12 protein-coding genes are annotated in these 12314 nt (G+C 40.7%); 11 read left to right on the top strand and 1 reads right to left on the bottom strand.

What is annotated here, in order from left to right; genetic code table 11:
* The first annotated feature begins 92 nt into the window (after positions 1-92).
* The 3 genes from purE to purB are packed head-to-tail and all read left to right on the top strand — an operon-like array spanning position 93 to position 3006.
* Positions 93-581, top strand: coding sequence for a 5-(carboxyamino)imidazole ribonucleotide mutase (gene purE / locus RG571_RS00495; RefSeq protein WP_258430258.1), 489 nt, complete (start codon positions 93-95; stop codon positions 579-581).
* Positions 574-1698 carry a 5-(carboxyamino)imidazole ribonucleotide synthase gene (purK, locus tag RG571_RS00490; protein WP_002306867.1) on the top strand — a complete coding sequence of 375 codons (1125 nt, stop codon included), beginning with the start codon at positions 574-576 and terminating at the stop codon, positions 1696-1698. Before purE ends, purK begins: the two co-directional genes overlap by 8 nt.
* 12 nt (positions 1699-1710) lie before the next feature.
* Positions 1711-3006 carry an adenylosuccinate lyase gene (purB, locus tag RG571_RS00485; RefSeq protein ID WP_002306865.1) on the top strand — a complete coding sequence of 432 codons (1296 nt, stop codon included), beginning with the start codon at positions 1711-1713 and terminating at the stop codon, positions 3004-3006.
* 181 nt (positions 3007-3187) lie between these two features.
* Here purB and RG571_RS00480 read toward each other — a convergent pair whose 3' ends face one another.
* Positions 3188-3565 carry a hypothetical protein gene (locus RG571_RS00480; protein WP_002339376.1) on the bottom strand — a complete coding sequence of 126 codons (378 nt, stop codon included), beginning with the start codon at positions 3563-3565 and terminating at the stop codon, positions 3188-3190.
* 255 nt (positions 3566-3820) lie between these two features.
* Here RG571_RS00480 and purC point away from each other — a divergent pair, with 255 nt between their 5' ends.
* Genes purC through purH form a run of 8 tightly spaced genes read left to right on the top strand, consistent with a single transcriptional unit; the run spans position 3821 to position 12305 of the window.
* Positions 3821-4549: a phosphoribosylaminoimidazolesuccinocarboxamide synthase gene (gene purC, locus RG571_RS00475; RefSeq protein ID WP_131774383.1), complete on the top strand. Its 729-nt coding sequence runs from the start codon at positions 3821-3823 to the stop codon at positions 4547-4549.
* Complete coding sequence (gene purS / locus RG571_RS00470; protein ID WP_002339374.1) at positions 4549-4803, top strand: phosphoribosylformylglycinamidine synthase subunit PurS; 255 nt, start codon at positions 4549-4551, stop codon at positions 4801-4803. The genes purC and purS overlap by 1 nt, the downstream gene beginning before the upstream one ends.
* 1 nt (position 4804) lies before the next feature.
* Complete coding sequence (gene purQ, locus RG571_RS00465; RefSeq protein ID WP_002288017.1) at positions 4805-5476, top strand: phosphoribosylformylglycinamidine synthase subunit PurQ; 672 nt, start codon at positions 4805-4807, stop codon at positions 5474-5476.
* Entirely contained in the window at positions 5477-7699 is a 2223-nt protein-coding gene (gene purL / locus RG571_RS00460; RefSeq protein WP_002339372.1) for a phosphoribosylformylglycinamidine synthase subunit PurL, read from the top strand.
* Positions 7684-9123: an amidophosphoribosyltransferase gene (gene purF, locus RG571_RS00455; RefSeq protein ID WP_258430257.1), complete on the top strand. Its 1440-nt coding sequence runs from the start codon at positions 7684-7686 to the stop codon at positions 9121-9123. Before purL ends, purF begins: the two co-directional genes overlap by 16 nt.
* Before the next feature lie 22 nt (positions 9124-9145).
* Entirely contained in the window at positions 9146-10198 is a 1053-nt protein-coding gene (gene purM / locus RG571_RS00450; RefSeq protein ID WP_002323447.1) for a phosphoribosylformylglycinamidine cyclo-ligase, read from the top strand.
* Entirely contained in the window at positions 10195-10773 is a 579-nt protein-coding gene (gene purN / locus RG571_RS00445; protein WP_002288010.1) for a phosphoribosylglycinamide formyltransferase, read from the top strand. Before purM ends, purN begins: the two co-directional genes overlap by 4 nt.
* Positions 10770-12305 (top strand): bifunctional phosphoribosylaminoimidazolecarboxamide formyltransferase/IMP cyclohydrolase, encoded by a 1536-nt coding sequence (gene purH, locus RG571_RS00440; RefSeq protein ID WP_002339369.1) that lies wholly within the window; start codon positions 10770-10772, stop codon positions 12303-12305. The genes purN and purH overlap by 4 nt, the downstream gene beginning before the upstream one ends.
* Positions 12306-12314: the final 9 nt, after the last annotated feature.

Here is a 12314-nt window from a genome sequence, read left to right as displayed (position 1 = left end):
AGATGTTTTTCTTTGTTAACATTCGAAATTTCTTTGACATCAAAAAATGTGATTGTTAAAATATGAATGTAGAAAAACTGGGAGGAAAAACAATGACAGCAAAAATCTCTGTGATTATGGGGAGTACTTCAGATTGGGAAACAATGAAAGAAGCATGTCAAATATTGGATGAATTCGGTGTGTCTTATGAAAAAAAGGTCGTTTCTGCTCATCGAACCCCAGATTTGATGTTTGAATATGCACAAAACGCTCGAAAAAAAGGAATCAAGATCATTATTGCAGGGGCAGGGGGAGCCGCGCATCTGCCGGGTATGGTCGCATCAAAAACAACTTTGCCGGTTATCGGTGTACCGGTCCAATCACGAACATTAAATGGTTTGGATTCGCTTCTTTCGATTGTCCAAATGCCTGGAGGAGTACCTGTAGCTACTACAGCAATCGGAAAAGCGGGAGCAATTAATGCTGGACTACTTGCGATACAGATACTTTCCATGTATGATTTAGAATTGGAGGCTAAATTGGCTGAAAGACGTTCAATGTTGGCTAAAACTGTTATAGAAAGTAGTGATCAACTTGGTTAAACCTTTGTTGCCTGGTTCAACGATCGGGATCGTCGGTGGCGGTCAATTAGGTCGTATGATGGCGATTAGTGCAAAAGAAATGGGCTTTAAAGTAGGTGTGCTGGATCCTGTGAGCGATTGTCCAGCCGCACAAGTTGCAGATTGGCACATTGAAAGTGTCTATGATGACACCTTTGCGCTGAAAGAGCTTGCCAGAAGAACAGATGTCATTACCTATGAATTCGAAAATGTCAGTGTAGAGGCGTTAAATGCGATTTTACCCATGTCATTTATTCCTCAAGGGACAGACTTGCTTGCGATTACGCAAGACCGCCTGTTAGAAAAATCTTTTTTGGAAACGAACAACATCGTGATTGCTCCTTATGCAACGATCGTCAGTCCGACGGATATCCAAGATGCGATTGACGGGATTGGCTATCCTTGTGTTTTGAAAACCACTCGAGGCGGCTATGATGGCAAGGGGCAGTATGTTTTGAAAAGTCGGGCGGATCTAGCTCCTGCCATGGACCTTTTAAGAGAAGGAACCTGTGTTTTAGAAGCATGGATCCCGTTTGAAAAAGAGATTTCGATCATGGTGGCAGGAAATGGTCAAGGAGATTTCACGACTTTTCCGGTCGTGGAAAACATCCACCACAACAATATTCTTCATGAAACGATTGCTCCAGCCGCGATTGATCAGGATGTGATCGAGGAGGCTGAGCGTATTGCCCGTGTGATTGCAGAAGCAGTGAGCCTTTCAGGTGTTTTAGGGGTAGAAATGTTTTTAACAAAAACAGGCGGGCTATATGTGAATGAATTAGCTCCTCGTCCTCACAATTCTGGACATTATTCTATCGAAGCTTGTTCTATGAGTCAGTTCGATGCCCATATTCGAGGTATTTGCGGATGGCCATTAGGAGAAAAAGTGCGTCTGACAAGCAATGCAGTGATGGTCAATGTTTTGGGAGAACAACTGCTGGAAAGCTATCGCTTGATCGAGAATAAGCCAGACTGGCAATTTCATTTCTATGGAAAAAAACAAGCAAAAAAAGGTCGCAAGATGGGACATATCACTATCTTGACAGAAGATATCCAGCAAACGCTGGAAGAAATCAAACAAACGAATATTTGGGATTAGAGGAGAAAAAACATGTTAGAACGTTATACACGCCCTGAAATGGGGAATATCTGGACGGAAGAGAACAAATACCGTGCGTGGCTTGAAGTCGAGATTTTAGCAGATGAAGCTTGGGCAGAACTTGGTGAAATCCCGCAAGAAGATGTGAAAAAAATTCGTGAGCATGCATCATTTGATATCGATCGGATCTTGGAAATCGAAAAATCAACACGCCATGATGTCGTTGCGTTTACACGAGCGGTTTCTGAAACATTGGGAGAAGAAAGAAAATGGGTCCATTATGGTCTAACAAGTACGGATGTCGTAGATACTGCTTATGGCTATCTCATCAAGCAAGCAAATGATATTTTACGGGAAGACTTGAAACGTTTTACGGAAATCATTGGCGAAAAAGCAAAAGAACACAAATATACAGTGATGATGGGTCGGACACACGGTGTCCATGCTGAACCAACTACTTTTGGATTGAAACTTGCCACATGGTATTCAGAAATGAAACGGAACATCGAACGATTTGAACATGCGGCAAAAGGAGTAGAAGCAGGAAAAATCTCAGGAGCAGTGGGGACGTTCGCAAATATCCCGCCATTTATTGAAGAGTATGTATGTAAACAATTGGGGATCCGTCCGCAAGAAATCTCTACTCAAGTTCTCCCTCGGGATCTACATGCTGAATATTTCTCAGCGATGGCGCTTATTGCTACAAGTATTGAACGTTTTGCAACAGAGATACGCGGATTGCAAAAATCCGAAACACGTGAAGTAGAAGAATTTTTTGCGAAAGGTCAAAAAGGTTCTTCTGCTATGCCGCACAAAAGGAATCCGATCGGTTCAGAAAATATGGCTGGTCTAGCCAGAGTGGTGCGCGGACACATGGTCACTGCCTATGAAAATGTCACATTATGGCATGAAAGAGATATTTCTCATTCTTCAGCAGAACGAATCATCTTGCCTGATACCACGATTTTATTGAATTACATGTTAAATCGTTTTGGCAATATCGTTAAAAATCTAACGGTCTTTCCTGAAAACATGAAGCGGAATATGTCTGCAACATTTGGCTTGATTTATAGCCAGCGCGTTATGCTGAAATTGATCGATAAGGGAATGACAAGAGAAGAAGCTTATGATCTTGTTCAGCCAAAAACTGCGTACGCTTGGGACAACCAAGTGCAGTTCCGCCCGCTGTTAGAAGAAGATCCAACCATCACATCGGTATTATCAAAAGAAGAAATAGACGATGCCTTTGATTATCATCATCATTTGAAAAACGTTGACGTGATATTCAAACGAGTAGGTTTGGAATAAAGAAGAGTGAGTTGCAAAATTCAATTAAAATAGAATAGCAAAAATAACCAAAAAAGAAGCAGAGCCGTTAGCGGTTCTGCTTCTTTTAGTTTATTATGTTTTCTTATCAATGATAGGAACCTGACTTTAAAAGCGACATACTACTGCTTTATCGTACCTTTATCTATACAAAATGTAGGAGTCAAGCATAAATGGCTTGGCTATTATAACTAAAATGCTGGTTATGGAGATGTTGCAGCAAGTTTTCGAGAAAAGCGTATTCCATCTCTTGTCCATTGAATAAGATCTGGATACGATAATGATTTTTGAAACGCTTCTGTTCATGAATCTGACTGATTAAAAGTTCGCCTTTGTGTTCTGTCTGATAAAGAAAAGTCCTTTTACGGCATTCAGCACAGCGCTTGGTTGCTCGGCGGATTTTTCGGAATGTATAAAAACTAGTATCTTTATTGCATAAATAAACGTCTTTGATCGACAGCAAATCATTATATAGACAGGAACGTTCTTCAGCTGTTAATTCTGATAAAAAAAGCTGACCTTGTTTTATTGCATCTTCCATCGGCAAGTGCCTCCTCGAACCCATTATCCAAATTTTTAGTTAATTCTAATATACCATCATTAAGTATAAATGTAAACGCTTGTTGATGGTATAAGATTTTCGTTTCTGATAAAACACGAACATTAAAAGAATCTAATGCCTTAAATGTACATATTTTTGTTGATTTATAAAAAGATGATTGCTAAAATTTAAAGTGAAAACACGAACAAAAAACGATGTATTTGCTTTTAATGTAAATAAAAAGGAGAGACGTACATGGAGAAGAAAGAACTTTTGTATGAAGGGAAAGCCAAAAAAATATATCTTACTTCTGATGAGAACTTGATTTGGATTGAATATTTAGATCAGGCAACTGCGTTGAATGGAGCGAGGAAAGACCAGATAAGTGGAAAAGGAGAATTGAATAATCAAATCACAAGTGCAATTTTCCGTTATCTGACTCAAAGAGGAATAAAAAATCATTTTATTGAACAATTGTCTAAAACCGAACAATTAGCAAAAAAAGCACAAATTATCCCTCTGGAAGTGGTTATCCGAAATATTGCAGCAGGAAGTTTCTCAAAACGTCTAGGTGTTCCCGAAGGTAAAGAATTAGTCAAACCAATCATTGAATTCTACTATAAGGATGACCAGTTGGATGATCCATTTATCAATGAAGAGCATATCTATTTCTTACAACTTGCAAAACCGGAAGAAATCAGTGAGCTGAAAGCCCAAGCGTTGGCTATTAATGAAATTTTGACCGAATTATTTGCTAAGGTCGGTTTGGTTTTAGTAGATTTCAAGCTAGAGTTTGGCCGGTCGAATGGACAAATTTTGCTTGCGGATGAAGTAACACCGGATACTTGCCGATTATGGGATGAACGTACGAATGAACATATGGACAAAGACGTTTACCGCAGAGATCTAGGTGATTTGATCCCAGTCTATCAAGAAGTATATAACCGTCTATCGGAACTAACTGAAGAAAAGGAGCGAGTATGATGTATTTCGTAAAAGTATATGTAACCTATAAAGATTCAGTGTTAGATCCTCAAGGGGAGGCAGTAAAAAAAGCAGTCCATCGTATGGGATATGAAACAATCGAAGATATCCGAATAGGAAAATACTTTGAGATACAACTTGCTGATGCAGAAGAACCGATCGATACAGTGATTGAAACGATTTGTGACAAGCTGATTGCAAATGTAAATATGGAAACATATCGATATGAAATCAAAAAAATGGAGGAAGTATAACATGAAATTTGCGGTCATCGTTTTTCCAGGTTCAAATTGTGACGCAGATATGTTATGGGCAGTTCGCGAGATCATGGGCGCTGATGCCGAATTTGTACGGCATGATGAGTCCTCTTTAGAAGGATTTGATGGGGTTTTACTGCCGGGAGGATTCTCATATGGAGACTATTTAAGATGTGGCGCGATTGCCCGGTTTTCTACAATCATGGAAGAAGTGATTCGTTTTGCTGAAGAAGGGAAACCAGTATTCGGTACATGCAATGGATTCCAGATATTGACAGAAGCAGGACTTTTGCCAGGTGTACTGAGACGAAATGAGTCTTTGCATTTTATTTGCAAAACTGTACCATTGAAAGTCAACCCCAAGACGGCCTTTACTTCAGAGTATGAAGCCGACGAAATAATCTATCTTCCAGTTGCTCACGGGGAAGGAAATTATTTCTGTGACGAAGAAACACTTCAAGAACTAAAAAAAAATAATCAGATTGCCTTTACTTATAATGACAACATCAACGGCAGCGTGGAAAACATTGCAGGGATTACGAACAAAGCAGGGAATGTGTTAGGAATGATGCCTCATCCAGAACGTGCAGTAGAAGACTTGCTAGGATCAGAAGATGGGAAACGGTTCTTTGCTTCCATTTTAAAAAACTTCGGAAAGGTGACCGTATAGATGAAAACATTGAAAGAACCGACAGCTGAAGAGATCAAGAAAAAAAGAATCTATGCCGAATGGGGATTGACTGATGAAGAATATCGAATGATCGAAGAAGATATCTTAGGAAGAATGCCTAATTATACGGAAACTGGACTGTTTTCTGTTATGTGGAGCGAACATTGTTCCTATAAAAATTCTAAACCGGTTCTACGCAAATTTCCTACTAGTGGACCTCATGTGTTGCAAGGCCCTGGAGAAGGCGCAGGCATCGTCGACATCGGTGATGGACTAGCAGTTGTCTTCAAAGCAGAAAGTCACAATCATCCTTCAGCCGTGGAGCCTTATGAAGGAGCTGCGACAGGAGTTGGCGGAATCATCAGAGATATTTTCAGCATGGGGGCTCGTCCAATTGCGTTGCTAGATTCATTGAGGTTCGGCGAATTAGATAATCCAAGAACGAAATATTTACTAGAAGAAGTAGTTGCAGGTATCGGCGGATACGGCAATTGTATCGGCATACCGACTGTAGGCGGCGAAATTGCATTTGATCCTTGTTATGAAGGAAACCCATTAGTCAATGCAATGTGCGTAGGTTTGATTGAACACAAACATATCCAGAAAGGGCAAGCCGCTGGCGTCGGTAATTCGATCATGTATGTAGGTGCAAAAACAGGTCGCGACGGTATCCACGGAGCAACTTTTGCCTCAGAAGAATTTAATCAAGAAGAAGAACAGCAACGTTCTGCTGTACAAGTAGGCGATCCTTTTATGGAAAAGCTGCTGCTTGAAGCGTGTTTGGAATTAATCTTGCATCATTCGGATTCTCTAATAGGTATACAGGATATGGGAGCAGCAGGACTTGTTTCATCTAGTGCGGAAATGGCTTCAAAAGCTGGCTCAGGACTTATATTGACATTAGATGAAGTCCCACAAAGAGAAACTGGGATGACACCTTATGAAATGATGCTATCGGAATCACAAGAACGGATGTTGATTTGTGTCAAATCAGGAGAGGAAGAAAAAATCCAAGAACTATTTCAGAAGTATGATCTAGATGCAGTCACTATCGGTAAAGTAACAGACGACGGGCAATATCGGCTATATCATCAAGGAGAAGAAGTAGCAAATCTGCCAGTCGATGCATTAGCTGAAGATGCACCAGTTTATCATAAAGAAATGAAAGAACCAGCTCGAATCGTAGAATTTCAGCAGTTAGCTCCTTATCAGCCAGTTATCGAAGAACCTGGACAAGTATTGCTTGATCTGCTGCAGCAACCGACGATTGCTTCAAAACGTTCAATCTACGAAACTTATGATTCACAAGTACAAACAAATACAGTTGTCCGTCCAGGAAGCGATGCTGCTGTGATGAGGGTTAGAGGGACGAATAAAGCATTAGCGATGACCACAGACTGCAACGCTCGCTATCTCTATTTGGATCCAAAAATCGGAGGACAAATAGCAGTGGCAGAAGCTGCTAGAAATATTATTGCTAGCGGTGGCAAGCCCTTGGCGATCACCGACTGCCTGAACTATGGTTCTCCTGATAAACCAGAAGTTTTTTGGGAATTATCGACTTCAGCTGATGGAATTGCTGCTGCGTGTGAAACGTTAGGAACTCCTGTTATTTCAGGAAATGTCTCTTTATATAATGAAACGGATGGTCAAGCAATCTATCCAACACCAATGATTGGTATGGTCGGATTGATTGAGGATCATAAACATATCACTACTCAGGAATTCAAAAAATCAGGGGATCTAATCTATATATTAGGTAAGACGTTTGCAGATTTTGATGGCAGTGAATTACAAAAGATGCAGCTTGGAAGAATCGAAGGTGTGATCCGAAACTTTGATCTATCCATTGAAAAGAGAAACCAAGAGTTAGTATTGACAGCCATCCAAAACGGATTGATTGAAAGTGCTCATGACTGTTCAGAAGGTGGCTTGGCAATTGCACTGGCAGAATCAGCTTTCAAACATCAGCTAGGGATATCTGTACAGTTTGAATTGTCCTCTGCTCAATTATTTGCAGAAACTCAATCAAGATTTGTGTTGACAGTCGCACCGGAAAATAAGACACGATTCGAAGAAATGATGGGTGATTCTGCTATTTTAGCAGGAAAAGTGACGGAAGAAGCGATGATCGAAATTTCAGCAACTGACGGTCAGATCAAAATAGAAACTGCAGTAGCAAGAAAGTGCTGGGAGGATGCAATCGTATGTCTTATGAAGTGAAGAGTTTAAATGAAGAATGCGGGATCTTCGGCGTTTGGGGTCATCCGGATGCCGCTAGTGTGGCATACTTCGGGCTCCATAGTCTTCAGCATCGAGGACAAGAAGGTGCGGGCATCGTGTCCAATGATCGAGGAAAGCTTATGGGTCATCGAGATCTGGGGCTGCTTTCTGAGGTATTCAAAGATCAAAGAAAACTGCAGCAGTTAACAGGAGAAGCTGCAATCGGACATGTACGTTATGCAACAGCAGGCAATGGAAGTGTGGACAATATTCAGCCTTTTCTATTCAAATTTCATGATCAGTCGATCGGCTTAGCGCATAACGGCAATTTGATCAATGCTCGTTCACTTAGAAAAGAGTTAGAGGAAAATGGGGCGATCTTCCATTCTAACTCCGATACGGAGATATTGATGCATTTGATCCGACGAAGTGAAGAAACAGATTTTTTAAATAAATTGAAAAGTGCTTTAAATGAAGTCAAAGGTGGATTTGCCTATTTATTAATGACAGAAACGGCAATGATTGCCGCTTTGGACCCAAATGGTTTTCGTCCATTAGCAATCGGACAAATGAAAAACGGAGCATACGTGATTGCCTCGGAAACTTGTGCATTAGAAGTTATCGGGGCACGTTTTATAAGAGATGTCCAGCCTGGAGAGATAGTGATTATCAATGACGAAGGAATCCAGATTGATTGCTTTACGAAGAATACGCAGCTTTCCATTTGTTCGATGGAATATATCTATTTTGCCAGACCAGATTCAAACATCGCAGGGATCAATGTGCATACTGCACGGAAAAATATGGGACGGAATTTAGCGAAAGAATCGCCAGTAAAAGCAGATATGGTCGTCGGCGTACCTAATTCTTCTTTGTCAGCCGCAAGCGGTTATGCGGAAGCTAGTGGAATCCCTTATGAAATCGGATTAGTAAAAAATCAATACATTGCCCGAACATTTATCCAGCCAACGCCTGAGCTAAGAGTGCAAGGTGTTCGAATGAAATTATCTGCTGTACGAGGAGTGGTGGAAGGTAAAAAGGTGATTATGGTCGATGATTCAATTGTTCGGGGTACGACAAGCAGACGGATCGTCCATCTTTTGAAAGAAGCAGGAGCAAAAGAAGTCCATGTGAGGATTGCTTCTCCTCCTTTGAAATATCCATGTTTTTACGGGATTGATATTCAAACGCGTAAAGAACTCATTGCGGCAAATCACACGATTGATGAAATCAAAGAATGTATCGGTGCAGATTCTTTAGGATTTTTAAGTGAAGAGGGTCTGATCGAATCGATTGGACTGAAAAAGGATGGCCCGTATTCAGGATTGTGTATGGCTTATTTCAACGGAGATTATCCAACGCCGTTATATGACTATGAAGAAAAGTATCAGGAATCGCTAAAAGAAAAAGTATCGTTCTTTTAAAAGCAGACCAAGAAGGGAGTATATGAATTCAATGGCAAATGCATACGCAAAAGCTGGCGTAGATGTCGAAGCTGGATATGAAGTAGTAGAACGGATCAAGAAGCATGTCAAAAAAACGGAACGTTTAGGTATGATGGGCGCTATAGGAGGATTCGGCGGTTGTTTTGATTTATCGGTCTTTCAATTAAAAGAGCCAGTCCTTGTCTCGGGGACCGATGGTGTGGGGACAAAATTAGCAGTGGCAATCGAAGCAGACAAACACGATACAATCGGGATCGACTGCGTAGCGATGTGTGTCAATGATATCTTAGCACAAGGCGCAGAGCCGTTATATTTCTTAGACTACTTAGCAACGGGGAAAAATGATCCGATACGTTTGGAAAATGTAGTAAAAGGTGTAGCAGATGGATGTGTTCAAGGAAATATGGCGCTGATTGGCGGAGAAACAGCTGAAATGCCTGGTATGTACTCAGGTAATGATTATGATCTAGCCGGATTTGCTGTAGGGATAGCTGAAAAATCTCAATTATTGACAGGAGAAACGATCAACCCAGGAGATGTGTTGCTTGGAATAGCATCTAGCGGGATTCATTCAAATGGGTACTCTCTTGTTCGCAAAATTTTCTTTGAGCAGCAGCAGTTTTCTTTATCATCAAAACTGCCAGAATTGAAAAAAACACTTGGCGAAGAATTGCTTGAGCCAACGAAAATCTATGTTTCTTCTTTGCTTCCGCTGATCAAAGAAAAGAAAATAAAAGGAGCTGCACATATCACTGGTGGAGGGTTTGTAGAAAATATCCCGCGAATGTTACCAGAATCTATGGCTGCACAAATCAAACTTGGCTCATGGCCGATTCTTCCAATATTCGGCTGTTTACAAAAATATGGTGAAATTCCTGAGATGGAGATGTATGAAATCTTCAATATGGGCATCGGCATGGTCCTGGCAGTCGAAGAATCGAAAGTAAAAGAAATAGTACACGAAATTGAGCAAGCTGGCGAAAAAGTTTATGAAATCGGGAAAGTGATCGCCAAAGAAAAACATCGTGTGGTGTTTATAGGAGAAGAACGATGAGAATCGCTGTTTTTGCTTCTGGAAACGGAAGCAACTTTCAAGCGCTAGCCGATTATCTATCGAAAAAAGGATTGGAATCTTCGATTGACTGGTTGTTTTGTGATCAGCCTGAAGCATATGTTTTGAAACGTGCAACTGCGTTGAGTGTACCGGCAGATTGTTTTTCACCTAAAGAATTTGATTCAAAAAAAGAGTATGAAGAAGCAATTTTGCATAAATTGAAAGAAAAAAAGATCGATTTGATCGTATTAGCTGGATATATGCGAATCATTGGACCGGTATTGCTGAAAAATTATGATAAAAGAATCATCAATATCCATCCGTCTCTTTTACCTGCCTTCCCTGGTTTGCATGGCATACGTGATGCCTTTGAAGCTGGAGTAAAAGAAACGGGTGTCACAATTCATTATATCGACCAAGGTGTAGATACTGGACCAATCATCCGGCAGGAAAAAGTGAGAATTGAACAGGAGGACACGTTCGATTCTTTAGAAGAAAAAATCCATAGAGTAGAGCATCGAATCTATCCAGAAGTGATTAGTGAAATTATTGAAAATGGAGGCTATCTGAAATGACAAGAGCATTGATCAGTGTATCAGATAAAACTGGGATTGTAGCATTTGCCCAAGGTTTGATTGAACAAGGAGTAGAAATCATTTCAACAGGAGGAACAAAGCATGCGTTGGATAAAGCTGGGATCAAAACGCTTTCGATCGAAGAAGTGACAGGGTTTCCTGAAATGATGGATGGCCGTGTCAAAACACTTCATCCTAAAATCCATGGTGGTCTTTTAGGAAGACGCGATCTCCCTAGCCATATGGAGGCAATGGAAACGGAAAATATCCAACCAATCGACTTTGTTTGTGTCAATTTATATCCTTTCAAAGAAACGATTATGAAACCAGATGTCGAAATAGCAGAAGCTATTGAAAAAATTGATATCGGTGGTCCTAGTATGCTCCGTAGTGCAGCAAAAAACCATGAATTTGTCACCTCTGTTGTTGATCCATCTGACTATGAAGAAGTACTTTCAGAATTACGTCAGTATGGGCATACTTCACTTTCTTTCAGACAAAAACTAGCGGCAAAAGTCTTTCGTCATACTGCGGCATATGATGCACTGATCGCTCAATACTTAACGGATTGGGTGGAAGAAAAAGAACCGGAAAAATTGACACTTACGTATGAACGAAAACAAACGCTTCGTTACGGTGAAAATAGCCATCAAGCCGCTGCCTTTTATCAGTCCGCTCTTCTGGAAAAATATTCGATCGCAGCAGCAAAACAACTCCATGGGAAAGAACTTTCTTATAATAATATCCGAGATGCAGATGCTGCGCTACGGATCATGAAGGAATATGACGAGCCAACGGTAGTCGCCTTGAAACACATGAATCCTTGTGGTATTGGGACAGCATCTACGATTTTAGAAGCGTGGGAAGCAGCGTATGAAGCAGATCCTGTTTCAATCTTTGGTGGGATCATCGTTTTGAATCGAGAAGTAGATCTGCCAACAGCAGAACAGATGCATAAGCTGTTTCTAGAAATCATCATTGCCCCTTCTTATACACAAGAAGCTTTGGAATTACTGCAAAAAAAGAAAAACATCCGATTACTGACAATAGACTTTGCGCAGGAAGAAAATCAAAATCGAGAAGAAACGGTCTCAGTCTTAGGTGGACTTCTTGTACAAGATCAAGATCTGGCAATAGAAAATGAAGAAGAGTGGAAAGTCGTGACAAAACGTAAGCCGACTCCAGCAGAAGCAAAAGCATTGGCGTTTGCTTGGAAAGCTGTCAAACATGTGAAATCTAATGCGATCGTACTGGCAAACGAACGTCAGACAGTAGGAATCGGAGCCGGGCAGATGAATCGAGTCGGTTCAGTAAAAATTGCGATTGAACAAGCGAAAGAGAAAATGGAAGGTGCAGTTTTAGCTAGCGATGCTTATTTTCCAATGGATGATTCGGTTGAATATGCAGCCAAACATGGTATAAAAGCAATCATTCAGCCAGGAGGAAGCATCAAAGACCAAGATTCTATTGATATGGCGAATAAATACGATCTAGCAATGGTCTTTACTGATGTTCGGCATTTTAGACATTAGAGAGGAGTC

It is taken from the genome of Enterococcus sp. FR204 (genome assembly GCF_031143325.1).
GTDB classification, from domain to species: Bacteria; Bacillota; Bacilli; order Lactobacillales; family Enterococcaceae; genus Enterococcus_B; species Enterococcus_B faecium.
This window is presented reverse-complemented; position numbering and strand designations above follow the sequence as displayed.

Bases quoted from the DNA above. Each gene is read 5' to 3' on its own strand.
- purE (WP_258430258.1), top strand. From the start codon at position 93: ATGACAGCAAAAATCTCTGTGATTATGGGGAGTACTTCAGATTGGGAA.
- purB (WP_002306865.1), top strand. From the start codon at position 1,711: ATGTTAGAACGTTATACACGCCCTGAAATGGGGAATATCTGGACGGAA.
- RG571_RS00480 (WP_002339376.1), bottom strand. From the start codon at position 3,565: ATGGAAGATGCAATAAAACAAGGTCAGCTTTTTTTATCAGAATTAACA.
- purC (WP_131774383.1), top strand. From the start codon at position 3,821: ATGGAGAAGAAAGAACTTTTGTATGAAGGGAAAGCCAAAAAAATATAT.
- purS (WP_002339374.1), top strand. From the start codon at position 4,549: ATGTATTTCGTAAAAGTATATGTAACCTATAAAGATTCAGTGTTAGAT.
- purQ (WP_002288017.1), top strand. From the start codon at position 4,805: ATGAAATTTGCGGTCATCGTTTTTCCAGGTTCAAATTGTGACGCAGAT.
- purL (WP_002339372.1), top strand. From the start codon at position 5,477: ATGAAAACATTGAAAGAACCGACAGCTGAAGAGATCAAGAAAAAAAGA.
- purF (WP_258430257.1), top strand. From the start codon at position 7,684: ATGTCTTATGAAGTGAAGAGTTTAAATGAAGAATGCGGGATCTTCGGC.
- purM (WP_002323447.1), top strand. From the start codon at position 9,146: ATGAATTCAATGGCAAATGCATACGCAAAAGCTGGCGTAGATGTCGAA.
- purN (WP_002288010.1), top strand. From the start codon at position 10,195: ATGAGAATCGCTGTTTTTGCTTCTGGAAACGGAAGCAACTTTCAAGCG.
- purH (WP_002339369.1), top strand. From the start codon at position 10,770: ATGACAAGAGCATTGATCAGTGTATCAGATAAAACTGGGATTGTAGCA.